The organism is Scandinavium sp., from assembly GCF_051650185.1.
GTDB lineage: Bacteria > Pseudomonadota > Gammaproteobacteria > Enterobacterales > Enterobacteriaceae > Scandinavium.
This window is the reverse complement of record NZ_JBOFIN010000077.1, coordinates 1-23,798: the sequence shown is the minus strand read 5'-3', so window position 1 is coordinate 23,798 and position 23,798 is coordinate 1. Positions and strand designations below refer to the sequence as shown.

Annotated in this window: 18 protein-coding genes; 10 read left to right on the top strand and 8 right to left on the bottom strand. The window is 56.6% G+C overall.

All coding sequences use genetic code 11. The features are described 5' to 3' along the window. Window positions 1-96: 96 nt before the first annotated feature. Window positions 97-1,659, bottom strand: coding sequence for an AbgT family transporter (locus ACRCWW_RS09765; RefSeq protein ID WP_438682238.1), 1,563 nt, complete (start codon window positions 1,657-1,659; stop codon window positions 97-99). Window positions 1,660-1,937: 278 nt separating this feature from the next. Here ACRCWW_RS09765 and ACRCWW_RS09760 point away from each other — a divergent pair, with 278 nt between their 5' ends. After that, the gene (locus tag ACRCWW_RS09760) at window positions 1,938-2,639 is read left to right on the top strand and encodes a GNAT family N-acetyltransferase (RefSeq protein ID WP_438682237.1); all 702 of its coding nucleotides are present in this window, start codon (window positions 1,938-1,940) and stop codon (window positions 2,637-2,639) included. Here ACRCWW_RS09760 and entD read toward each other — a convergent pair. Further along, on the bottom strand, window positions 2,610-3,272 hold the full coding sequence (gene entD, locus ACRCWW_RS09755) for an enterobactin synthase subunit EntD (RefSeq protein WP_438682236.1): 663 nt from the start codon (window positions 3,270-3,272) through the stop codon (window positions 2,610-2,612). The two genes, ACRCWW_RS09760 and entD, sit on opposite strands and share 30 nt — an antisense overlap. Window positions 3,273-3,318: 46 nt before the next feature. Beyond that, window positions 3,319-5,544, bottom strand: coding sequence for a TonB-dependent siderophore receptor (locus ACRCWW_RS09750; protein WP_438682235.1), 2,226 nt, complete (start codon window positions 5,542-5,544; stop codon window positions 3,319-3,321). A 137-nt stretch (window positions 5,545-5,681) separates the two neighbouring features. On the opposite strand from ACRCWW_RS09750, the gene fes reads away from it, so the two are divergent. Genes fes through entF form a run of 3 tightly spaced genes read left to right on the top strand, consistent with a single transcriptional unit; the run spans window position 5,682 to window position 10,981 of the window. After that, window positions 5,682-6,884, top strand: coding sequence for an enterochelin esterase (fes, locus tag ACRCWW_RS09745; RefSeq protein ID WP_438682234.1), 1,203 nt, complete (start codon window positions 5,682-5,684; stop codon window positions 6,882-6,884). Window positions 6,885-6,909: 25 nt separating this feature from the next. Further along, a complete protein-coding gene (locus ACRCWW_RS09740) occupies window positions 6,910-7,125 on the top strand; it encodes an MbtH family protein (protein WP_438682233.1) in 216 nt (71 codons plus the stop codon). Further along, on the top strand, window positions 7,118-10,981 hold the full coding sequence (gene entF, locus ACRCWW_RS09735) for an enterobactin non-ribosomal peptide synthetase EntF (RefSeq protein WP_438682232.1): 3,864 nt from the start codon (window positions 7,118-7,120) through the stop codon (window positions 10,979-10,981). The genes ACRCWW_RS09740 and entF overlap by 8 nt, the downstream gene beginning before the upstream one ends. Before the next feature lie 100 nt (window positions 10,982-11,081). On the opposite strand, the gene ACRCWW_RS09730 is transcribed toward entF, so the two are convergent. The 4 genes from ACRCWW_RS09730 to fepD form a co-directional block, all read right to left on the bottom strand. Beyond that, a complete protein-coding gene (locus ACRCWW_RS09730; RefSeq protein ID WP_438682231.1) occupies window positions 11,082-12,632 on the bottom strand; it encodes a YadA C-terminal domain-containing protein in 1,551 nt (516 codons plus the stop codon). Between the two features lie 821 nt (window positions 12,633-13,453). Continuing rightward, entirely contained in the window at window positions 13,454-14,254 is an 801-nt protein-coding gene (gene fepC, locus ACRCWW_RS09725) for an iron-enterobactin ABC transporter ATP-binding protein (protein WP_438682230.1), read from the bottom strand. Further along, window positions 14,251-15,243 (bottom strand): iron-enterobactin ABC transporter permease, encoded by a 993-nt coding sequence (gene fepG / locus ACRCWW_RS09720; protein ID WP_438682229.1) that lies wholly within the window; start codon window positions 15,241-15,243, stop codon window positions 14,251-14,253. Before fepG ends, fepC begins: the two co-directional genes overlap by 4 nt. Beyond that, window positions 15,240-16,247, bottom strand: a complete 1,008-nt coding sequence (fepD, locus tag ACRCWW_RS09715) for a Fe(3+)-siderophore ABC transporter permease (RefSeq protein WP_438682228.1) — start codon at window positions 16,245-16,247, stop codon at window positions 15,240-15,242. The genes fepG and fepD overlap by 4 nt, the downstream gene beginning before the upstream one ends. Before the next feature lie 111 nt (window positions 16,248-16,358). Here fepD and entS point away from each other — a divergent pair, with 111 nt between their 5' ends. Continuing rightward, window positions 16,359-17,594, top strand: a complete 1,236-nt coding sequence (gene entS / locus ACRCWW_RS09710; RefSeq protein WP_438682227.1) for an enterobactin transporter EntS — start codon at window positions 16,359-16,361, stop codon at window positions 17,592-17,594. 90 nt (window positions 17,595-17,684) lie between these two features. Here entS and fepB read toward each other — a convergent pair whose 3' ends face one another. Continuing rightward, window positions 17,685-18,644 (bottom strand): Fe2+-enterobactin ABC transporter substrate-binding protein, encoded by a 960-nt coding sequence (fepB, locus tag ACRCWW_RS09705; RefSeq protein WP_438682226.1) that lies wholly within the window; start codon window positions 18,642-18,644, stop codon window positions 17,685-17,687. Between the two features lie 175 nt (window positions 18,645-18,819). On the opposite strand from fepB, the gene entC reads away from it, so the two are divergent. From entC to entH, 5 genes are read left to right on the top strand one after another with little or no spacing between them, the layout of a single operon-like run. Beyond that, a complete protein-coding gene (entC, locus tag ACRCWW_RS09700; RefSeq protein WP_438682225.1) occupies window positions 18,820-19,995 on the top strand; it encodes an isochorismate synthase EntC in 1,176 nt (391 codons plus the stop codon). A gap of 9 nt (window positions 19,996-20,004) precedes the next feature. Continuing rightward, on the top strand, window positions 20,005-21,615 hold the full coding sequence (gene entE, locus ACRCWW_RS09695; RefSeq protein ID WP_438682224.1) for a (2,3-dihydroxybenzoyl)adenylate synthase EntE: 1,611 nt from the start codon (window positions 20,005-20,007) through the stop codon (window positions 21,613-21,615). A gap of 11 nt (window positions 21,616-21,626) precedes the next feature. Continuing rightward, a complete protein-coding gene (locus ACRCWW_RS09690) occupies window positions 21,627-22,478 on the top strand; it encodes an isochorismatase family protein (protein ID WP_438682223.1) in 852 nt (283 codons plus the stop codon). Beyond that, on the top strand, window positions 22,478-23,233 hold the full coding sequence (entA, locus tag ACRCWW_RS09685) for a 2,3-dihydro-2,3-dihydroxybenzoate dehydrogenase EntA (RefSeq protein WP_438682222.1): 756 nt from the start codon (window positions 22,478-22,480) through the stop codon (window positions 23,231-23,233). The genes ACRCWW_RS09690 and entA overlap by 1 nt, the downstream gene beginning before the upstream one ends. After that, a complete protein-coding gene (gene entH / locus ACRCWW_RS09680) occupies window positions 23,233-23,646 on the top strand; it encodes a proofreading thioesterase EntH (protein ID WP_438682221.1) in 414 nt (137 codons plus the stop codon). Before entA ends, entH begins: the two co-directional genes overlap by 1 nt. Window positions 23,647-23,798 lie beyond the last annotated feature (152 nt).

Here is a 23,798-nt window from a genome sequence, read left to right as displayed (position 1 = left end):
CTCGGCGCGTGGAGGGAGGTCTGAACAGTATTGTCGCGCTCAGCCATCTGCGCCACTTCCCCGGCCGGGAAACCGAACCGGGGAAGGGAAGGTGAATTAGCCCGCAGACCAGGTGTACGGTGCGGCGACGCCGAGCGGCATCCCCAGCCCCCACCATGCCAACAGGAACAGGCTCCAGGTGATAAAGAAGGCGATGGAGTAAGGCATCATCATCGACACTAATGTGCCGACCCCTGCGCCTTTCACATAACGCTGGCAATACACCACGACCAGCGGGAAGAAGACCATCAGCGGCGTGATGATGTTGGTACTGGAGTCACCAATACGGAAGGCGGCCTGGGTCAGTTCAGGTGAAATGCCTACCGCCATCAGCATCGGCACCATAATCGGTGACAGCAATGCCCATTTCGCTGAAGCGGAACCGATCAGCAGATTGACCACCGCCGTCAGGACAATCATCCCAATAATGGTGGCTTCTCCCGGCAGCGCCATCGCTTTCAGGCCATCGGCTCCTGCCAGCGCAACCAGCGTGCCGATGTTGGAATCGCTGAATGCCTTGATGAACATCGCGCAGAAGAACGCCATCACCATGTAGGAGCCCATCTTGCTCATGGAGTCGTTCATCGCGCCAATAACGTCTTTCCCGGTTTTAAACGTGCCGGAGGCGAAGCCAAAGACAATGCCTGGAATAATGAAGATCAGGAAAATCAGCGGCACGATGGATTTCATGATCGGCGCGCTGTAAGCGGTCAGAGAGCCATCGGTGCTACGCAGCATTGACCCTTCAGGCCAGGCCGCAGCCGCAAGGGCCACCAGGCCGAGGATCATCACCAGCCCGGCGCGGGTAAATGCACGACTTTCCTGGTCGCTGACGTGAGACATATCTTCGTCGTGCTTAAAATCACCGTCGATGGTCATCTTGCTCACGCGCGGCTCAACGATGCGTTCCGTTACCCACCAACCGACCAGCGTAATCACGATGGAAGAAGCGATGCCGAAGAACAGATTGCAAAGCGTATTGACCGTGTAAGTACTGTCGAGCAATTGTGCGGCAGCCTGCGTGAAGCCCTGAAGCAGTGCATCGTTGCCAGTCGGCACCATATTGGCGGCAAAACCGCCGGACACGCCGGAGAACGCAGCAGCAATACCGACCAGGGGATGACGACCCGCAGACATAAAGATGATGGCGCCAAGCGGGATCACCAGAACATAGCCCGCATCAGCGGCGACATGGCTGAACATCGCGACAAAAATCAGCATCGGCGTCAGCAGTTTTTTCGGCGTCACGCGCAGCATCTTTTTCAGCGCGACGTTGATAAAGCCAGAGCTCTCGGCCACGCCAACCCCCAGCATCGCAACCAGCACGATCCCGAGTGGCGCAAAACCGGTGAACGTCGTGACCATGTTGGCGAGCGTATTGGTCAACGCTTCGGCAGACAGCAGGTTATTGATCTGCACCGTTTGCTGATTGACCGGGTTCACGATGTCGAACTCGACCATCGACAGCACGGCAGAAAGGCCCATTACCGCGAGTAAAAAATAGAAGAAAATAAGGGCGGGCTCAGGCAGACGGTTGCCCGCTTTTTCAATGGCATTGAGGAAGCCGCTCATCAGGCGACTTTCCTGCCCATCCTTTTTTGTCCTTGTCAGTGTATTCATAGGTCCCCTCTCAACCGACTTGATGTTTCATTTCATTGCTAAATGTATCAAGGGGAGATAATAGAGACTCTGTGACCGGGTGACACGTCATTTTTCGTCATTAAAGCCGATTTTGATCTCGTTTGCAGAGTATGATTCCGAATAATTCGGTTATATCTGGTTTTTGATTCGGTTAATGTTTCTTTTGGTGGTGATATGGGCTATGTGGTGGTCTGGCGGCTTTAACCTCGTTTCTGGCGGCGTGCTATAACGTGGAGAAATGTTAAAAGGGGGATGACGTGGCAGAGCTGAATGAATACGGGCAATGGGTTGGCGATCGGGTTCCTGACTGGAAGGGGGCAGAAACACTGGCCAGAAAAGTGCTGACGGGGCGAAGCTGTCAGCTGCAACCGCTGAATGCGAGCCAGCATGCCGCCGATCTTTTTGATGCCTTTGCTCAGGTGGGCGACGATCGCGACTGGACATGGCTTGGCAGCGAGCGCCCGGCAACCGTTGCCGCCGCCCACGCCTGGCTGCAGGCAAAAGTCGACGATTCAGGGTTGGTGCCGTTCGCTGTCATTGATCGGGATTCGGATCGCGCCGTGGGCGTGGTGTGCCTGATGGCTATCGACCAGACGCACGGCACTGTTGAAATCGGTCACGTCAGTTGGTCAGTACGAATGAAACGCAGCACCTTGAGTACGGAAGCGGTATGGCTGTTACTCAAAGAAGCCTTTGCCTGCGGCTACCGCCGTGTGGAATGGAAGTGTGATTCCCTCAACACCGCCTCCCGCAAAGCCGCAGAGCGTATGGGTTTCACCTTCGAAGGGCGCTTTCGACAGCGTATGGTTCGTAAAGGGCGCAACCGCGACAGCGACTGGCTGTCGATAATCGACGGTGAATGGCCGGACATTGATAAAGCGCTGCAGGCGTGGCTTGCGCCCGCTAATTTTGATCAACAAGGCCAGCAGCTACGTAAGCTGGAAAGTTTTCGCCAGTAGCGTCACGACCTGCTGATCCCATTGATGCCAGACGAGCGAGTGACACTCTCCGTCAAGCTCCGGAGAGAGCGCAGCTGTCGTTTTCAGGGTGATCATTCGTTCGTTCAGGCCAATGATTTGCGCGCTGGCAAAACCTGGCATTCCGGAGGTTGCAGAAGAGAGCGCTTTGAACAGGCTTTCTTTTGCGCTGAAAGCGAGCGTCAGCGCTAAAGGGAAGGGCAGGTTACTGGTTCGCAGAATCGGCTCTTCAGCATCACAGATAACGCCAGAGGCAATCTCAGCGCACAGCGCTGGCGTAAAAATCTCTTCAATATCGATTCCAACCGGGCTTCTGCTCACCACGGCCAGCGCCGTGTTTCCACCATGGCTGATGCTGCCACACCAACCTTCAGGCCAGAGTGGCTGGCGCTGCTCGCCGATATCGGGAATGTGCCTGATGCCCTGTTCCCGCAAGGCATAAAATGCCGCTAATCGCCCGGCAAGGTGTTCAGCTTTACGCTTTCTTCCCGAGTGCGAAAGCTTGCCGTGATGCGGCAGCCACAGGAGATCTGTTTCGGTGAAAGTAACAGGCTGGAAGTCGATTCGATGCAGGGTTAGGTGGGCGAATGGAAAGGGAGTGTGCTCGATATTCATAGTGAGTAACCCCTCTCCCTTGAGGGAGAGGGGGTTAGTCTCCGGATCAGAAGTGCGTATTCACACTCAAATAGTAAGTCCGACCAGACTCGTTATAAGTCTCAGCACCCGCACCGTACATATACCCGGTTGCGCCGCCAGTGGTCTGGGCGTTACCCGCGCGCCAGTGGCGCTTATCGAACAGGTTGTCGATACCCGCCGTCAGGCTGACGTACTTCGTCGCATCCCAGGTGCCGCTCAGGCCAACAATGCTGTACGGGCTAACTTCGTTGAGTTCGCTGCCGGTCGCCGGTTGGCCTTTGTAGTTGTACTTCTTCGGCTGCTGTTTGCCGTACCAGGTAAAGGTCGACTGCACCGAGAAGTCCTGTACCACCTGCCAGCTCAGGGTTGAGTTCAGGGTGTATTCCGGAATGATCGACAGACGATCGCCGGTTTCCTTGTTCTTACTTTGCAGCATATAGGTGATGTTGTTGGTCCAGTTCACGGTGTCGGTGACCGGCACATTCAGCGTACCTTCCAGGCCTTCAACCACGGCTTTCGGCACGTTTTCCCACTTATAGACATCGGTGCCGGCGGCGTTGGTGTAGACCGACGCGTAGCCCGCTTCAATCTTGTTGCGGTAGTCGTTGCGGAACCAGGTCGCCCCGGCCAGCCAGCCGTCGCGTTTGAACTCCAGTCCAATCTCTTTGTTGATACTGGTTTCGGCCTTCAGGTCGTCATTGCCTTGCAGATAGCAGCCGCTGGCGCTGGCATAGCAGCCCTGGCCTTTGCTGTAGAGAATGTAGTTCGGGTTGGTCTGATACAGGCTTGGTGCTTTATAGGCGCGGGCAATCCCCATTTTCAGCGTGAAGTCATCCCACAGACCTTGTGACAGATTCAGAGACGGGCTCCAGTTGTCGCCCACAATGCTGTGATGATCGTAACGCAGTGCTGGCGTCAGCATGGTGGTGTCGGTGACTTCGATATTGTCTTCAGCAAACAGCGAGAAGATTTCAGCCTGAGAGTAAGGGCTGCGGCCGGTACTGCTGAAGCCTGGGATCGTGCCGCCCATAAAGGTCTGGGTGTTCGAGCCGTTATCCTTCATCTTCTGCTGGTTCCACTCGGTGCCGAGCGTCAGGTTCTGGTTGAAGACGAAATCGATGGGAATGTTCACTTCGCTGTGCAGCAGGATATCGTCGAGGTCGATATCCACGAACTTATTGGTATTGAAAATCCCCTCGGTGCCGCCCGCCAGGCCTTCGCCTTTACGCGAGTTGCGGGTGTGCTCGTATTGCACCCAGTTGCTGGTGGTCAGGCCGTTATCCCAGCCGCCGTTCCAGGTCAGAGAGAAGTTCTGGCGGTAGAGGCGGTTGGTCTCTTTGCCATAGTTTTCTTTGACGAAATTGTTGGTGTTGGTGTTCTGGGTATCGCCCGCATAAAGGTTGTTCTGGCGGCTGTAGCCGGCCTCCAGTTCCAGAGACTGCATCGGGGCGAAGTCCCAGCGCAGCAGGCCGTTGATGTCTTTGTTTTCAACGCCTTCACGCCCGGCCGGCAGGGTGTTCTGGTAAATGCCGGTACGCTCGGACTGATGGCCCTGGTTGATATCCCAGGCATCGGCCTGTGTTTTATCGAGGTTGCCGTACAGACGGAAGCTAAAATCGCCGCCCATCGGGCCGGTCAGGCTGAAGTTGGTGCGCTTGGTGGAGCCTTCGTCTTTGTGCTCCGGCAGGTTCATGTAGGTGTCCCAGGAGCCGTGCCACTCATTGCTGGATTTTTTGGTGATGATGTTCACCACGCCGCCCGCCGCGCCGTTGCCGTAACGGGCGGCAGCAGGGCCACGAATGACTTCAATGCGCTCAATCATTTCTGGCGGCACCCAGCTTGTATCGCCGCGGGTATCACGCTCGCCGCGCCAGCCCAGACGCACGGAGTTACGGCTGGTGACAGGCTTACCGTCAATCAAAATCAGGGTGTTTTCCGGGCCCATTCCGCGAATATCAATCTGGCGGTTGTTGCCGCGCTGGCCGCTGGTGGAGTTCCCGGTCAGGTTTACGCCTGGCATGGTACGAATAATTTCAGAGACGTCGCGAGCAGGAGGTCTTTTACGAATTTCCTCAGCGGTAATGGTGGAAACGCCCGGTGCCTGCAAGTTCTGCTGAGCTGCGGTGACAACCATCGTTTCATCATTCGCTGTGGTTTTCTCCTCAGTGGTTCCTTCGGCGTGCAATGGAAACGCCACCCCATAAATCCCCAGATTGACCAGTAAGGCCAAAGATTTGAGCTTGTTATTCATTGTCGTCCTGCTTTGCAGTTGTGTGTGTCAAAAACGCGCGTCAATACGCTATTGCAAATGCAAATAGTTATCAATAATATTATCAATAATTTTTAACGTGTAACAAAGAATTCCACAGCAAACACGGGGTTAACGTGATGCAGACGGCAGTAACAGGGAGTGATGAGTGGTGGCAAATCCTCCACGGGCCGCAGTGGCACAGGGAAGGTGACCAATGCCATGTCACGTTTTACTGGCGTGATCCTGCCGGAAAGGAAAATACGTCGCCGCACCGGCGAGTGTGGATTTACATCACTGGCGTCACCGATCATCACCAGAATGCCGTGCCGCAGACGCTGTTCCGTCTGCCCGGCACTGACGTCTGGCAGTGGCAAACGACGCTGCCCGCTACCTGGCGCGGGAGCTACTGCTTCATCCCGGTGACGACCGAAAACGATTTTGATGCCTCTTTGTTTCATACCGAGAAGCCCGATCGCCCATTGTTGCGCGAAGGCTGGCGAAAGCTTCTGCCCCGGGCGATAGCCGATCCGCTGAATGCACAAAGCTGGCGGGGCGGGCGAGGTCATGCGGTTTCAGCGCTTTCGCTTCCCGATGCGCCTGTTCAGCCCGGCTGGGATCTACCTGACGTGCCATACGCGCCACCGGTCTGTATTCACTGGCGAAGCCCGCGGCTTGGAAATTCGCGCAGAGTGTGGATCTACACCACGGGTGAGGCCGCAGAACGGCCGATGGCGCTGCTGCTTGATGGCCAGTTTTGGGCAGAAAGCATGCCCGTCTGGTCGCCGCTCGCCCGGTTGACTCGTGAAGGGCAGCTTCCGGCTGCGGTATATGTGCTGGTGGATGCCATCGACACGGCACATCGCGGCGCAGAGCTGCCCTGTAACACCGATTTCTGGCTGGCGCTTCAGCAGGAGCTTCTCCCGCAAATTCAACGTATCGCCCCTTTCAGTGAGCAGGCGGAGCGCACCGTGGTCGCCGGGCAGAGCTTCGGTGGCTTAGCAGCCATGTTTGCCGGGCTGAACTGGCCGCAGCGGTTTGGCTGTGTGCTCAGCCAGTCAGGCTCTTACTGGTGGCCGAAACGCGGCGAAGGGCATGGCGGCGTTATCCTCGAAAAACTTTCTCGTGGTGAAGTTTCACCACAGGGCTTGCGTATCTGGCTTGAGGCCGGACGGCGTGAGCCGATTATCTTTCAGGCCAATCAGGCCCTCTTACACCAACTACAGCAGACACAGCAGCCGCTTTTCTGGCGTCAGGTTGACGGCGGACACGATGCGCTGTGCTGGCGAGGTGGGCTCACGGCCGGGCTGACTGCGCTCTGGCAGGCACTCGTCACGCCATAAGCGCGCTTTACGACAGGAGTTAGGTATGCAAATCAGTAACCCTTTCGATGATGCGCAAGGGCAGTTCTATATTCTGCAAAATGCTCATCACCACTACAGCCTGTGGCCGCAGCACTGCGCGTTGCCCGAAGGCTGGAATGTCGTCTGCCAGCCGCAATCGGCGGAGGCTTGCAATGCCTGGCTGGCGGAACGCTGGACGACCCTGAACCCATCTTATTATGCCGGAGCCCGCCATGAGTGAACGTTTACCGCTGGTGGCGGCACAACCTGGCATCTGGATGGCGGAGCAGCTCTCCACGCTGCCCAATGCCTGGAGCGTCGCCCATTATGTTGAGCTGGAAGGCGATATCAACGGCGCGCTGTTCCAGCAGGCCATCGCCACAGGCCTGAATCAAACAGAGACGGTGCGAACTCGCTTTACACAAGAAAATGGCGAGGTCTGGCAGTGGCTGGACGATCAACCGTTCCCCGCGCCAGCCCTGTTCGATCTGCGTGGTGAGGCCGATGCCTGTGCCACAGCCAAAGCGAAAATACAGGCTGATTTAGCGCAAAACACCCGTGTGGATAGCGGAAACCCGCTGGTCTGCCATCAGCTTTATCAGGTCGCAGAAAACCGCTGGTACTGGTATCAGCGTTACCATCACTTATTGGTCGATGGCTTTAGTTTTCCGGCCATCACCCGTCAGATTGTCCAGATTTATAAAGCGCTGTTGAACGGCGGAGTTGTTCCCGACTCTCCCTTCACGCCTTTCGCTGAAGTGGTCGAAGAGTATCAACGATATCGTGAGAGCGAAGCCTGGCAACGCGATGGCGCATTCTGGGCGGAACAGCGAAAGAACCTGCCTTCACCAGCATCGCTTTCCTCTGCGCCGTTGCCGGGGCGCGCCCATTCCACCGCCATCTGGCGCTTGAAGCTGACCGCAAACAAACAGGCTTTCACCCGATTAGTGACAACCTGCTCCAAGCCGCGTACGGATTTGGCGCTGGCACTGGCGGCACTGTGGCTGGGGCGTTTATGCGGGCGCAGTGACTATGCGGCAGGGTATATCTTCATGCGTCGCATGGGCTCTGCTGCGCTGACGGCAACCGGGCCGGTGCTGAATGTGTTGCCACTGGCCGTTGACATTCGACCCCACGAAACGCTGCCTGAACTGGCTGAGCGACTGGGTACTCAGCTGAAAAAAATGCGTCGTCATCAGCGTTATGACGCCGAGCAAATTGTCAGAGACAGTGGCAAAGGGGCTGGGGATGAACCGCTGTTTGGCCCGGTGTTCAACGTCAAAGTTTTCGATTATCAGCTTGATATTGATGCTGTCAGCGCCACCACGCACACGCTTGCAACCGGCCCGGTTAACGATCTCGAACTGGCCTTGTTCCCGGACGAGTCCGGTGGCCTGTCTGTGGAAATTCTGGCGAACCAGCAGCGTTACAACGAAACCGAACTGCATAACCATGCCTCGCGTCTACTGTCGATTCTGGAGCAGTTTGCCGCCAATCCTGAATTGCGTTGCGGTGACGTGGAACTGGTATCAGAGGCAGAATATCAGCGTCTGGCGAGTATCAACGACACCGGCATGATGCTGCCAACGGAAACCCTGAGTTTGTTGGTTGCGGCACAAACAGAGAAAACACCGGACGCCCCGGCGCTGGCTGATGCGCACTGGCAATTCAGCTATCGTGAAATGCGCCAACAGGTACAGGCGCTGGCCGCGCTGTTGCGTGAACGTGGCGTCAGGCCGGGCGACAGCGTAGCGGTGGCATTGCCACGCTCTGTTTTCCTGACGCTGGCGCTGCACGGCATAGTGGAAGCAGGCGCAGCCTGGCTGCCGCTCGACACGGGCTATCCTGACGATCGTCTGCAAATGATGCTTGAGGATGCGAAGCCCTCGCTGCTCATCACCGCTGAAGATCAATTGCATCGCTTTGCTGATATCGACACGCTTTGCTATACCGCGCCGTTGCCAGTGACGGACGAAGTGCTGCCCACGCTTTCGCGACCAGAGCAGACCGCCTACATCATCTTTACTTCCGGCTCCACCGGGCGGCCAAAAGGGGTGATGGTCGGGCAAACGGCTATTGTGAACCGCTTACTGTGGATGCAGGAGAGCTATCCGCTCACCGCCGAAGATGTGGTGGCGCAGAAAACACCGTGCAGCTTTGACGTATCGGTATGGGAATTCTGGTGGCCGTTTATAGCCGGGGCAAAACTGGTGATGGCGGAGCCGGACGCGCATCGCGATCCGCAGGCGTTGCTGCAGTTCTTCGCCCATCATCGCGTCACCACGACTCACTTTGTGCCTTCGATGCTGGCGGCTTTCGTCGCCTCGCTGGATGAAGACAACGTTCAGAGCTGCCAGTCACTGCGACGCGTATTTTGTAGCGGCGAAGCGCTGCCCACGGCCTTGTGTCGTGAATGGGAACAGCTGACCGCAGCACCCCTGCATAACCTTTATGGCCCCACGGAAGCCGCCGTGGATGTGAGCTGGTATCCGGCATGCGGGCCAGAACTTGCAGCGGTAACCGGCAATAGCGTGCCGATTGGTTTCCCTGTGTGGAATACCGGGCTACGGATACTGGACGGCATGATGCGACCGGTGCCGTTTGGCGTGGCAGGCGATCTCTATTTGACGGGCATCCAGCTTGCGCAAGGCTACATGGGCCGGCCCGATCTGACCGCCAGCCGCTTTATTGCCGATCCGTTTGCTCCCGGTGAGCGAATGTATCGCACAGGGGATGTGGCGCGCTGGCTGGATAACGGCGCCGTGGAATATCTGGGCCGCAGCGACGATCAGCTTAAAATTCGCGGCCAGCGCATCGAACTGGGTGAAATTGAACGCGCGATACAGAGTCTGGACGACGTAGATCAAGCCGTGGCTCATGCCTGCGTGTTCAATCAGGCGGCCAGCGTGGGCGGCGATGCGCGTCAGCTTATGGGCTATTTTGTCGCTGATTCCTGGCTACCGCTGGACTGCAATGTGCTGCTCGAACAACTGCGTGAAAAGCTGCCTCCGCACATGGTGCCGGTGGCACTTATTCAGCTGTCTTCCTTGCCGTTAAGCGCGAATGGAAAACTGGATCGTAAAGCGCTGCCGCTGCCGGAGTTGTCACAAAAAGCGCCAGGCAGGGCAGTGGAAACGGAAACAGAGCAAGCCGTGGCTCAAGCTTTCAGCGACTTGTTGGCCTGTGACATCAACGACGTTGATGCGGATTTCTTTGCCCTTGGCGGCCACTCGCTGCTCGCAATGCGGCTGGCAGCCCAACTGAGTCGACGCTTTGAGCGGCAGGTCACGCCAGGCCAGGTGATGGTGGCTTCGACAGTGGGCAAGCTCAGCAAACTGCTTGAGTCCGCGAATGATGAGCAAAGCCAGCGCCTGGGTTATGAAGCGATTTTGCCGCTTCGTGAAGGCACCGGGCCGACGCTGTGGTGTTTCCATCCTGCGTCCGGTTTCGCCTGGCAGTTCAGCGTGCTGGCGAGATGGCTGACGCCTCGATGGTCAATCACCGGCATTCAGTCGCCACGTCCGGAAGGGCCGATGGCGAGCGTAGAAAATCTGGATGCGCTGTGTGAACACCATCTTGCGACGCTGCTGAAACACCAGCCGCACGGCCCGTATTACCTCTTCGGTTATTCCCTCGGCGGCACGTTAGCGCAGGGCATGGCGGCACGCTTACGTCAGCGAGGGGAAACCGTCTCCTTCCTCGGCCTGTTAGATACCTGGCCGCCGGAAACACAGAACTGGTCAGAGAAGGAAGCTAACGGTCTGGACCCGGAGGTGCTCGCAGAAATCAACCGCGAGCGTGAAGCGTTCCTGGCCGCCCAGCAAGGCCAAACCTCAGGGGAGTTGTTCACCGCCATCGAAGGAAATTATGCGGATGCAGTCCGGTTGTTGACGACAGCGTACAGCGTACCGTTCGACGGAAAAGCGACGTTGTTCGTGGCGCAGAAAACGCTAACGCCGGGCATGGACCCGCAAAAAGCGTGGGCGCCGTGGGTGGCTGAACTGGATGTGTTTAATCAGGATTGCGCGCACGTTGACATCATCTCGCCAACGGCTTTTGAACGGATTGGCCCTGTGCTCAAGGAGATACTGGGTTAACGGTTCATCGTAAACAAGCATCGGTGGAATCTGCGCGAAGCGCCGCCGCGCAATAAAACAGGAAATGCCCCACGCAAATGGGGCATTGTTTTACTCCGGATTACCAGCCGTAGCTCACACCACCACCAACCACGAAGTTCTGCTGAGTGTCATCAGACACCGAAGCTTTCACCACAACGTGCTCGGTTGCACGAGCAGAGAAACCAACGGCTAACGCGCTCTCGCTGTCGGTTGTCCCGACGCCTGCGCCAACGCTGAAGGTCTGGCCCTGAATCACTTGTGGAATGTTCGCCATCGCCGCCACGCCGGAAATGGCCGCAGAAGCACGCTGACGGTTGTCATCCACTTCGTTTTTCAGCTTGCCGAAGCTGGCGCTGTTATTAGCTTCCAGTGTTTGAATACGCTGCTCATGGTTTGCCAGTTCCTGGCTGTTTTCAGCAACGCGATGGTTGGTGGCCTTCAGCGCCTGCTGATTAGCCTGGGTATTGGCATAAGCCGCATCCGCGCGAGATTGGGCATAGGCACCCGTATTTTTGTTTTGCTGCACGCCAGCGGTCAGGGTGTTGATGTCTGTGGATTGCTGATCGTCAAGCTGCCGGGTCTGAGTGAACTCCTTACCAATAGCCTGATCGATTTCATTCTGGCGATCTGTGCGGATATCAAGATTGTGTTCGAGCTGCTCAATATGCTGTTTGTTCTCAGCAATGGCAGTAGTGCTGTCGCTGGCTTTTTTGGCTGCAGCCGCATTGTTCACATCAAAACGATACTGGCGGGCATCTTTGTCGTGGGCCGCAGCTTCGTCATTCAACTGCTGCTGCACGGCGTTGTTTTTAGCATTGGTGTCTTTCTGCACTTTACGCGCAGCTTCGTCGTTCACAGCGAAACGGTACTGGCTGGCGTCTTTGTTGTACGCCGCAGCTTCACCCTCAGTTTTCACCATGTTCTGGATTGCGTTGTTCTGCGCAGTCACGTCTTTCTGCACTTTGCGCGCAGCTTCGTCGTTCACAGCGAAACGATACTGGCTGGCATCTTTGTTGTACGCCGCAGCTTCACCCTCATTTTTCACCATGTTCTGGATGGCATTGTTCTGAGCAGTCACGTCTTTCTGCACTTTGCGCGCAGCTTCGTCGTTCACAGCGAAACGGTACTGGCTGGCATCTTTGTTGTACGCCGCAGCTTCACCCTCAGTTTTCACCATGTTCTGGATTGCGTTGTTTTGCGCAGTGACGTCTTTCTGCACTTTGCGCGCAGCTTCGTTGTTCACAGCGAAACGGTACTGGCTGGCATCTTTGTTGTACGCCGCTGAAGTACTTTCACGTAATTGTCGTTCAGCAGTGACATTAGCAGCAGTGGTGACATCGCGGCGATAATCAACAGGATTTTGCTGGTGAGAAGCAGCATCATCGGGTCCTGTCTGAACCGGAGGAACTGAAGCATCATGATCAAATTTATCAGCAGCGAAAGTCATAAAATTATGAAGACGCTGGATATCAGAAATACTACCCATTTCTTTGATGTAGCCGTCAGGAACATCAGGATGTGCCTGGTGAAAGTTCTCAATTTCAGTCGCGGTGCTTAAACTCAGCTGAGCCTGCGCCATTCCAGAGACAGCACCAGCCATAATTGCTAATGCAATAAGTTTCATTTTCATATCTAATAAGCCTGTTAATTTGATGTCGAAATCACTTAACGTCGGAGCTTCGGTTTTCGCGAACCTGAAACTCCATCCCCAACGCGACGGGTACTTGCCGGTATCCGTCGCGTTACTTTTTTGTCTGTACGACGTTCTGCAGACGAAATATATCCTGTGCCTGTATTCGCACATTCTTTTTCTGTTTTCTGTGGTGTTAGCTAAGACGTGCATAAGCACGGTTTATCATTGTGTCTGGCGGCATTTGTCGCTACTGACAGGCAGAAAGTTTGCTGTTTTGCAAGCAGGGACGTGGAATGACCTTCAACGAATAATAAACGCAGTGCATATTACCGTGTCATTTTAATTATTCAATATTTGTTGGTGTTTATTTGCTATTGGTATTTATCTTATTGTTTTTAAGTTGTTTATTTTTCTTTCTGGCGTGATTTTTCACATGAATAAATTTCATGGTTGAGGGCTTTTTGCGCTATTGTTTTGTTCTGTGGTGGGTTGTTGTTGAAATATTGTTTTAATTTTATTCCTGAACTGTGTTTTTAATTCCCTGTAATTTCTCTGCTGATTGTTTATGCCGTAATAGAGTAATTTCATTAATCTGTTTGCTTGAATTTCTCTTTCACTTGAAAATTTCTTTATGCAACAAACGAAACAGCATGGCTGACGGTTGTAGAGTAATAAATCAGTGAAGCAGAAATAAATTAGCCTTAATCACCAGTCAATGTGCTGGCCGTACGTTGAGTGGATCTATTTTGTGGGGATAGGTAGTTTATTCTGCTGTCAAAGAATGTATTAGGCTTATTACTGTTCACCGAATCCGCAGCTTAGCCGCCGGATCTCCCCAACGGCACCACCAGTGGCGTGCCTGCCACCGGGTCGTCGATGATCATGCAGCGCATGCCATAGATTCGTTCGATCAATTCCGCGGTCACGATGTCACGCGGTGCGCCTTGCGCCACAATTTTACCGTCGCGCAAGGCAATCAGGTGTGTGGCGTAGCGGCAGGCCTGATTCAGGTCGTGCAGGACCGCCGCAAGGGTGTAACCCTTTTCACGATTTAACTCGCGGAGCAGTTCCAGCAGGTCAATCTGATGGCTGATATCAAGCCAGGTGGTGGGCTCATCAAGCAGCATAATGGCCGTTTCCTGAGCCAGCACCATCGCTATCCACGCTCGCTGTCTCTGCCCTCCGGAAAGTGTGTCCACGCTTTGATTCGCCAGTTCCACAACGCCGGTTGCCTGCATGGCCCGCTTAACGGCCTCTTCGTCCTCTTTTCGCCAGCGGCTGAACAGGGGTTGGTGCGGATAGCGTCCTCGGGCCACTAATTCCTGCACCGTGATATCGCCGGGCGTGGTGGCATTTTGCGCTAACAGGCCAATACGTCGCGCGACGTCTTTGCTGGCAAAGTGCTGAATCTGTTCTCCATCAAGCCAGACATGGCCTTGCTGCGGTGTCATCAGGCGGCTGAGCGTGCGCAGCAGCGTCGATTTCCCGCAGCCATTGGGGCCGATTATCGCGGTGAAATGCCCGTCCGGGATCGCCACCGTTAAATCGTCGGCGATGACTTTTTTGCCATAGCTGAGCGTTAAGTGCTCGCCGTGCAGGCGGGAGGAGAGGGCGGTCATTTTTTACGGGACTCCTGAATAAGCAGCGCGATGAGATAGATCCCGCCAAGGCTGACGGTTACGACGCCCACCGGAAGCTGGTAAGGCATAAACAGCCGTTGCGCGAAGTAATCGGCCAGTGCCAGCACAAAGGCACCGCAAAGTGCGGACTGAGTTAACCCCCAGCGGGCGGTGCCGCTGAGCCTGCGCGCAATATGTGGCGCAACAAGGGCAATAAAGGAAATCGGGCCTGCCAGCGCTGTTGCTCCGGCGGTGAGCACTACCGCGACCAGCATCATCAACAGGCGAGAACGTTCGACTTGTACCCCGAGCGCGCAAGCGCTGTCATCGCCCATTTCCAGCAGACGCATGCGGCGGACTAACAGCGCCGCGCAGGCCAGCATAATGAGTAACAGAGGGGCTGACGGCCAGGTTTTCGCCCACGTCATGCCATTGAGCGAGCCCGCGTACCAGAGTCCGGCCGATACGGCGGTTTCCAGCGAGGCGCGTAGCAGCAGCCAGGTGTTGAACGCCATCAGCATGGCTCGCACGCCGATACCAATAATGATCAGGCGAAACGTGTCTATGCCATCGCGCCACGCCAGCAGCCAGACAATCACCGAAGTCACGATCCCACCGGCCATTGCAGCGAGCGCAATTGCAGTCAGATGTTGACCATAAAACACCATCGCGACCAGCACGCCGCTCCAGGCGCCGGTGTTGAAACCCATCACGTCCGGGCTGCCGAGCGGGTTACGCATCAGCGACTGAAAAATGGCTCCGCTGACGCCCAGCGCCGCGCCAATCAGCAGCGCCATCAGCACGCGGGGCAAACGCCATTCGGTCACGACTAAAGTGACATTGCGTGGCGCGTCACCGAATAGCGCCGAGAAGATCTGTGTGAACTCAAGCGTGACCACCCCGCTGCGAAGGCTGAAAAGCGCGGTCAGCAGGCTGGCAAGCACCAGCATGAGGCAACTCAGCACCAGCCTGCGGGAAGGGGCAATCATGCCGTACCTCCGCGAGGCTGGCGGCGTACCAGCCAAATCAGCACAGGTGCGCCAATAAAGGCGCTCACGACCGAAACGCGTAATTCACCCGGCACCAGCAGGCGTCCGAGAATATCCGCGAAAAGAAGAAGCGCAGGGGTGGCGAGCAGGGTAACGGGCAATGACCAACGATGATCGGCTCCGACCAGCCAGCGTGCCATATGCGGCATCATCAGGCCGATAAAGGCTATCGGGCCGACCAGGGCTGTTGCGCTGCCGCTCAAAAGCGTGATGGCAAGCAGGCCGAGCAGCTGCGTGCGGGCCACTTTATTGCCCAGTGCGGTCGCTGTGTCTGCCCCCAGGCTCAGGCTGTTTAACGAACGGCTTAAACCCAGGGCGATGGCTGTGGCCAGCAGCATCGGGAATACGGCAACTTTCAGGGTTTGCAGCGAGCGGATATCAAGGGAACCCGCTTGCCAGAATCGAAGTTGATCGTAGACATCCGGGTTGAGCAGTGAAATCCCTGTCGATAACCCTTCCAGCACGGCGGCAAGCGCCACGCCCGCCAGGGTCAGGCGAACCGGGCTGAGCTGTCCACCGCCCTGGCTGCCGGTGAAGGCGACCAACAGCGAGGCGACAAACGCGCCGCAATAGGCGAGGAATAATTGTTCCTGCGGTGAAGTCATCCCCAGCAACGCAGCGCCCAGCACAATGGCGAAACTGGCCCCGGAATTGACGCCCAGAATACCGGGATCTGCAAGGGGATTTCGGGTCAGCGTTTGCATTAATGCACCCGCCAGGCCAAGTGCTGCACCAGCCAGCAAACCGGCCAGCGTTCGTGGCAGACGGGCATCGAGCACGATGGTGCAATCGGCGCTTTGACAACTGCCATGGAGGGCATCCACCACCACGTTCAACGGCAGCGATTTGGCACCAACCAGCAGGCTGAGGGCAACAGCAGTCAATAACAGTATCAGCAATCCGGGCACTGCGACGGTACGCAGAGCGGCGGGGGAGAACGACATCGCCAGGTCCTTTGGTTGATAATGATAGTAATTATCGTTATCGATCTTATTTGTCTATGCTACCATGTGCGGCCACGGAAATGGTATCGAAAGTTCGTTGAAGGCCCTGTGATGCAAAGACAATCCTGGCTGCTGAACGTCAGCCTGCTGAAGACTCACCCGGCGTTTCGCGCCGTCTTTATTGCCCGTTTTATCTCCATTCTTTCTCTCGGTTTGCTTGGCGTTGCGGTGCCGGTACAAATCCAGATGATGACCCAATCCACCTTGCAGGTCGGGCTGGCCGTCACCTTAACCGGCAGCGCGATGTTTATCGGCCTGATGCTGGGTGGGGTGCTGGCCGATCGCTACGAGCGCAAAAAATTGATCCTGCTGGCGCGCGGAACCTGCGGCATCGGTTTCTTAGGCTTGTGGCTGAATGCGTCGATGCCAGAACCCTCGCTGCTGGCGATTTATTTACTCGGCATTTGGGACGGGCTGTTTGCTTCCATTGGCGTGACGGCATTACTGGCTGCCACGCCAGCTCTGGTCGGGCGTGAAAATCTGATGCAGGCCGGGGCAATCACTATGCTGACTGTTCGTCTGGGCTCGGTGATTTCTCCGATGGTCGGCGGCCTGTTACTCGCCAGCGGAGGTTTCTCCTGGAACTATCTGCTGGCGGCTATCGGGACGTTTACCACCACTCTGACGCTATTGCGTTTACCTGAGTTACCGCCTCCGCCGCAGCCTCGTGAGCATCCGCTTAAATCGTTAATGGCTGGCCTGAAGTTTCTCTTTAACAGCCCTTTAATTGGCGGCATAGCACTGCTCGGCGGCTTGCTGACGATGGCGAGCGCCGTGCGCGTGCTTTATCCGGCGTTGGCGATGCAGTGGCAAATGCCAGCGGCGCAAATCGGCCTGCTTTACGCGGCAATCCCGCTGGGTGCAGCGCTGGGTGCGCTTACCAGCGGGCGGCTCGCGCATCATGTGCGGCCAGGGATGTTGATGTTAACCACCACGGTGGCGGCGTTTATCGCGATTGGTTTATTCAGCCTGATGCCTGTGTGGCTGTTGGGCGTAATTTGTCTGGCGCTGTTCGGCTGGCTGAGCGCCGTCAGTTCGCTGCTGCAATACACCCTTATTCAGACGCAAACGCCCGAAGCGATGCTCGGCAGAATTAACGGACTGTGGACGGCGCAAAACGTGACGGGCGATGCCATCGGCGCAGCACTGCTGGGCGGGATGGGCGCGATGTTAACGCCAGCTGCCGCCGCAAGTGTCAGCGGTTGGACGCTGGCGGTGGTGGGAGTGGCATTAATTCTGCTGTTGCGGGAGTTACGTGGATTTCGGCAGGTGGAAGAGGCCGCCTGATTGCCCGGCGGCGCTTCGCTTGCACGGGCCTACAAATCGGGTAGGCCGGGTCAGGCGAAAGCCGCCACCCGGCAATAACCCGGCAAACCTTCAGCCAAACAAAGCATCGAGACGCTGCAAAACCAGCATCGCGCTGTAGTAATCAAGACGGAACGTTTCGGTACCCAGCGCATAAACATGCTTGTTCTGCACGGCGGTCAGGTGTGAGAGAAGCGGATTAGCGTAAATCGCGTCGGCATCTTTCTGGTCGCCAGCAAACAGGAACAGCGATTGCCCGTTCAGGCCGGTCGCCAGGTTTTCGCCGCCAAGCTGAAGGATGTCATGGCGTTTGCCCTGGCTTTGGCTGGTGTGCAGCCCTTCAGGCAGCGGTGCCAGGCTGAAACCTAACTGTTCCAGAAGCTTGCCCTGTGCGGATTCCGGCGTCCACAGGTTGGCGGTATGCGCTGCGGCGGTGTAAACCAGCGCGCTGACAGGCTGTGGCGGCAGTTTCATTTTTTGCCTGAGCGTCGCGAGCCTGCTGTCGAATTCGCTGATGCGCACTGTGGCTTGTTTCTCCTGGCCGGTGATGGTGCCGAGCTGCGTCAGGAGCTGCTGCCAGCTCTTGTCGTCGTAATTGATGATAAGCACAGGCGCGATGGCGGAGAGCTGGTCGTAGAGCGCTAACGCGGAGTCACCGCCAGTGGCGCTGATAAGGATCAGATCCGGCATCTGGGCGGCAACCGCTTCAGCGCTGGGTTCGCCAATGTACAGGCGTGCAAGTTTGCGTTGTTTCGCAACCTCGCCCCATTGACGCAGAAAACCCTGATTATCCGCGACCCGGTTATTTGGGGTTGTGGCACCACTTGCTACCACGGGGGCATCAATGGCGAGAAGTGAACCGGTGAGGGTGACGCTGGTGGAGACAATGCGCAGCGGCTTGCTCTCAAGCGTATGCGTCCCGCGGCTGTCTGTGACCTGACGAGGCCAGTCAGCGGCCTGGGTTGAGGATAATCCTAAAAGCGAAAGAGTGAGAAACAGCAGGGCATTACGGAAAAAAGCAGGGGATTTCACGAGGTCAGTATCCTGTCTTGTTGATATTAATGCTTCTCATTTTCACTTGCGAGGCGCACAGATGCAAGCAGGATGATGCGTCGGAAGTTGACAATCAGCGCGTTTACTTTTAGCTTACCGGACCAAAATATAAATGATAATTATTCTTAATATCTTTATCATTTTGGAGGATGATATGGAAACGTCACTGGCTGAGGCCGTTCACGAAGTCGCACCAACGCTGTCGCCCGACAGCTTTTTCTTTATGTCGCCGTACCGCAGCTTTACGACCCACGGCTGTTTCCGTCGGATCTCTCAACCGGTTGAAGGCGGGGAGACGCTAAACGGCGAATTCCAGACCAGCATCGCTCAGGCCTTTGCTGACGCCAAAGCGGCAGGTATCGACAAACCGCTGCTGGTTGGGGCTATTCCCTTCGACACGACACAACCTTCCGCGCTGTTTATCCCGAAAAGCAGCGAAGCGTTTTCCCGCACTGACAAACAACACTCCGCGCCATTCGCCGCGACGCTGAAACCCATGCAGGTGACAGCCCGTAAGGAGATCCCCGAACAGGATGTGTTTATGTCGATGGTGGCGAAAGCCGCAGAACTGACTGCCACGCCGCAGGTGGATAAGATTGTCCTGTCGCGTCTGATTGAGATGACCACCGATACCGCCGTGGATACCGGAGCCTTGCTGGAACGTCTGATCGCTCAGAACCCGGCGAGCTTTAATTTCCATGTGCCACTGGCAGACGGCGGAGTGTTGCTCGGTGCAAGCCCGGAATTGCTGTTACGCAAAGAGGGCAAACATTTTAGCTCTCTGCCGCTGGCCGGTTCTGCACGTCGTCAGCCGGATAACGTGCTGGATCGTGAAGCGGGTAACCGCCTGCTGGCGTCTGAAAAGGATCGCCATGAGCACGATCTTGTCACCCAGGCGATGAAAAAAGTGCTGACTCCACGCAGCGAGAAACTCTCACTGCCGTCATCCCCGCAGCTGATCACCACCCCAACACTCTGGCACCTCGCCACACCCATCGAAGGCGAAGCAAAAGCGCAGGAAAACGCGCTGTCGCTGGCTTGTCTGCTGCACCCGACGCCGGCGTTAAGCGGCTTCCCACATGATGTGGCTAAAGCGCTGATTGCCGACCTTGAACCTTTCGAACGCGAGCTGTTCGGCGGCATTGTCGGCTGGTGTGACGCAGAAGGAAATGGCGAATGGGTGGTGACGATTCGCTGCGCCAAAGTCCGTCAACATCATATTAGTCTGTTTGCTGGCGCAGGCATCGTGCCTGCCTCTTCACCGCTCGGGGAGTGGCGTGAAACGGGCGTGAAGTTAACCACCATGCTGAATGTGTTTGGCCTGAATTAAGGAGTGACCATGAGCGTCGCGTTTACCCGCTGGCCAGACGACCTGGCGGCTCGCTACCGTGAAAAGGGCTACTGGCAGGATTTGCCGCTGACCGACATTTTGACCCGTCATGCTCATAGCGATGCGCTGGCGGTGATTGAGGGAGAGCGCCGTGTCACCTACAGGGAGCTCAATGCGCAGATTGATAATCTGGCGTCGTCATTGCAGCGTCTGGGTCTGAAACCGGGCGAAACTGCGCTCGTGCATTTGGGCAATGTGGCGGAGTTTTACATCACGCTGTTTGCGCTGCTGCGTATTGGCGTGGCACCAGTGAACGCGCTGTTCAGCCATCAGCGGAGCGAGCTGCGTGCGTATGCCGCACAGATTGAGCCTGCCATTCTGATTGCCGATCGCGAACACGCGCTGTTTGCCAGTGATGAGTTTCTGAACTCGTTTGTGAGTGAGCATCGCTCGGTGCGGGCGGTACTTCTGCGGAACGATCGCGGCGAGCACGACCTGGCGGCCGCCACCGCCAAACCGGCCGATAATTTTGTGCCCACGCCGACAAAGTCTGATGAAGTGGCCTTTTTCCAGCTTTCCGGCGGCAGCACCGGCACCCCAAAACTGATCCCTCGTACCCACAACGACTATTACTACAGCATCCGCCGTAGTAATGAAATTTGTGAGTTTGATGCCCGCACGCGCTATCTCTGCGCCTTGCCTGCGGCCCATAACTACGCCATGAGTTCGCCCGGCGCATTGGGCGTTTTCCTCGCTGAAGGTTGCGTCGTGCTGGCGGCTGATCCCAGTGCGACGCTCTGCTTCCCGCTGATTGAACAACACCAGATTAACGTGGCAGCCCTGGTTCCGCCTGCCGTGAGCCTGTGGTTGCAGGAAATTCAGGCGACCGGCAGCAATGCGCAGCTTGCTTCCCTGGAACTGTTGCAGGTGGGGGGCGCTCGCCTGTCCGCGACGCTCGCCGCGCGCATTCCTGCGGAAGTGGGCTGTCAGCTGCAGCAGGTTTTCGGCATGGCGGAAGGGCTGGTGAACTACACCCGTCTGGACGATTCGCCGGAGCGCATCATTCACACCCAGGGCTGCCCGATGTCGCCAGACGACGAAGTGTGGGTGGCTGATACCGATGGAAATCCTTTGCCGCAGGGCGAAGTGGGGCGGCTGATGACGCGCGGCCCGTACACCTTCAGGGGCTACTACAAAAGCCCTGAGCACAACGCCAGCGCCTTTGATATCAACGGGTTTTACTGCTCTGGCGATCTGATTTCGATTGATGCAGACGGCTACATCACCGTGCAGGGGCGCGAGAAAGATCAGATTAACCGTGGCGGAGAGAAGATCGCTGCAGAAGAGATTGAAAACCTGATGCTGCGCCATCCGGCTGTGATCCATGCCGCGCTGGTCAGTATGGAAGACAACCTGCTGGGCGAGAAAAGCTGCGCGTATCTGGTGGTTCGCGAACCGCTGAAAGCCGTGGCGGTGCGTCGCTTCCTGCGTGAGCAGGGCGTTGCGGAATTTAAGCTGCCGGATCGCGTGGAGTGCCTTGCCGCACTGCCGCTGACGCCGGTAGGGAAAGTCGATAAAAAACAATTACGTCAGTGGCTGGCTGAACGCGCCCTGGCCTGAAGGAGAAGAGTATGGCAATTCCAAAACTGCAGGCCTATGCACTGCCGACCGCCGCCGATATTCCGGCCAATAAAGTGGACTGGGCGTTTGAGCCTGAGCGCGCAGCGCTGTTGATCCACGACATGCAGGAATACTTCCTCAACTTCTGGGGCGAAAACAGCGCGATGATGGAAACCGTCGTGGCGAACATTAAAGCCCTGCGCGATTTCGCCAAAAAGCACAACATTCCGGTTTACTACACCGCTCAGCCAAAAGAGCAGAACGATGAAGATCGCGCCTTACTCAACGATATGTGGGGGCCAGGACTGACTCGCTCGCCAGAACAACAGCGCGTGATTGCAGCGCTTGCCCCGGATGAAGCGGATACCGTACTGGTGAAATGGCGCTACAGTGCATTCCACCGCTCGCCGCTGGAGCAACTGCTCAAAGAAACCGGGCGCAACCAGCTGATCATCACCGGTGTGTACGCGCACATTGGCTGCATGACCACCGCGACGGATGCATTCATGCGTGATATCAAACCGTTCTTTGTCGCGGATGCGCTGGCGGATTTCAGCCGCGAAGAACATCTCATGTCCCTGAAGTATGTCGCCGGACGCTCAGGTCGGGTGGTTATGAGCGAAGAACTGCTGCCAGTACCGGCTTCTAAAGAGGCGCTGCGGGCGATTGTTCTGCCGCTGCTGGATGAGTCTGACGAGCCGATGGATGATGAAAACCTGATTGATTACGGTCTGGATTCGGTGCGTATGATGGCGCTCGCGGCACGCTGGCGTAAGGTGCATGGCGATATCGATTTCGTGATGCTGGCAAAGAACCCGACGCTGGATGCCTGGTGGGCGCTGCTTTCCCGTGAGGTGAAATAATGGCGGGCTGGGATTTTCAGGGTAAAACAGTTTGGGTAACCGGAGCAGGCAAAGGGATTGGCTATGCGACCGCGCAGGCCTTCGTTGAAGCGGGGGCGAACGTTACCGGTTTCGATATTGTCTTTGGCGAAGACGTTTATCCGTTTGCGACCGAAGTACTCGACGTGGCGAATGCAGAACAGGTTCAACAAGTGTGTGCTCGCGTGTTAAACGACGTTCAGCGCCTGGATGTTCTGGTCAACGCGGCGGGGATCTTACGAATGGGCGCAACGGATCAGCTCAGCCTGGAAGACTGGCAGCAGACGTTTTCAGTGAATGTGGGCGGCGCGTTTCATCTGTTTCGCGCCACGATGTCTCAGTTTCGCCGCCAGCAGGGCGGAGCGATTGTGACCGTGGCCTCCGATGCCGCACACACGCCGCGAATGGGTATGAGTGCTTACGGCGCATCGAAAGCGGCGCTGAAAAGCCTGGCGCAAACTGTCGGGCTTGAGCTGGCTTCCAGCGGTGTGCGCTGCAATATTGTCTCGCCAGGGTCGACGGACACGGATATGCAGCGAACGCTGTGGGTGAACGAAGACGCAGAGCAGCAGCGCATTCGCGGGTTTGGCGAACAGTTTAAACTGGGCATTCCGCTGGGCAAAATCGCCCGTCCGCAGGAGATTGCCAACACCATCCTGTTCCTCGCCTCGGATAACGCCAGCCACATCACGTTGCAGGATATCGTGGTGGATGGCGGGTCGACACTGGGGGCGTGATGATTTGGGTTCGACATTTAACGCTTGAGCAGCTCAACGCCACCAGCGCCGATACGATGGTCGCGCATTTAGGGATCGTCTACACCCGCTTAGGGGACAACACTCTTGAAGCAGAAATGCCGGTGGATGGCAGGACGCATCAGCCGTTTGGCCTGCTTCACGGCGGCGCTTCTGCGGCACTGGCCGAAACGCTGGGGTCGATGGCGGGCTATCTGATGACACGTGAAGGGCAATGCGTTGTGGGAACGGAGCTCAACGCAACTCATCATCGAGCCGTTTCTCAGGGCAAAGTGCGTGCGGTCTGCCAGCCGCTGCATTTGGGCAAACAAACCCAGAGCTGGGAGATAGTGGTGTTTGATGAGCAGGGCCGGCGGTGCTGTACCTGCCGTTTGAGTACGATGGTGATGGGGTAACTGTGCGGTAATCTCCCCCTCTCCCTAACCCTCTCCCTTGAGGGTGTACGGTCCGGAGACATGGTAGACAGGTGTTCGGGGACATGGTGAACACTATTTAACATCCTTTACCCATGGTTATCGACCTTTTCTTCAGGTCGATAACCCCCACT

Coding starts and splice junctions, on each gene's coding strand:
- ACRCWW_RS09765 (WP_438682238.1), bottom strand. CDS start 1,659: ATGAATACACTGACAAGGACAAAAAAGGATGGGCAGGAAAGTCGCCTG.
- entD (WP_438682236.1), bottom strand. CDS start 3,272: ATGAATATCGAGCACACTCCCTTTCCATTCGCCCACCTAACCCTGCAT.
- ACRCWW_RS09750 (WP_438682235.1), bottom strand. CDS start 5,544: ATGAATAACAAGCTCAAATCTTTGGCCTTACTGGTCAATCTGGGGATT.
- fes (WP_438682234.1), top strand. CDS start 5,682: ATGCAGACGGCAGTAACAGGGAGTGATGAGTGGTGGCAAATCCTCCAC.
- ACRCWW_RS09740 (WP_438682233.1), top strand. CDS start 6,910: ATGCAAATCAGTAACCCTTTCGATGATGCGCAAGGGCAGTTCTATATT.
- entF (WP_438682232.1), top strand. CDS start 7,118: ATGAGTGAACGTTTACCGCTGGTGGCGGCACAACCTGGCATCTGGATG.
- ACRCWW_RS09730 (WP_438682231.1), bottom strand. CDS start 12,632: ATGAAAATGAAACTTATTGCATTAGCAATTATGGCTGGTGCTGTCTCT.
- fepC (WP_438682230.1), bottom strand. CDS start 14,254: ATGACCGCCCTCTCCTCCCGCCTGCACGGCGAGCACTTAACGCTCAGC.
- fepG (WP_438682229.1), bottom strand. CDS start 15,243: ATGATTGCCCCTTCCCGCAGGCTGGTGCTGAGTTGCCTCATGCTGGTG.
- fepD (WP_438682228.1), bottom strand. CDS start 16,247: ATGTCGTTCTCCCCCGCCGCTCTGCGTACCGTCGCAGTGCCCGGATTG.
- entS (WP_438682227.1), top strand. CDS start 16,359: ATGCAAAGACAATCCTGGCTGCTGAACGTCAGCCTGCTGAAGACTCAC.
- entC (WP_438682225.1), top strand. CDS start 18,820: ATGGAAACGTCACTGGCTGAGGCCGTTCACGAAGTCGCACCAACGCTG.
- entE (WP_438682224.1), top strand. CDS start 20,005: ATGAGCGTCGCGTTTACCCGCTGGCCAGACGACCTGGCGGCTCGCTAC.
- ACRCWW_RS09690 (WP_438682223.1), top strand. CDS start 21,627: ATGGCAATTCCAAAACTGCAGGCCTATGCACTGCCGACCGCCGCCGAT.
- entA (WP_438682222.1), top strand. CDS start 22,478: ATGGCGGGCTGGGATTTTCAGGGTAAAACAGTTTGGGTAACCGGAGCA.
- entH (WP_438682221.1), top strand. CDS start 23,233: ATGATTTGGGTTCGACATTTAACGCTTGAGCAGCTCAACGCCACCAGC.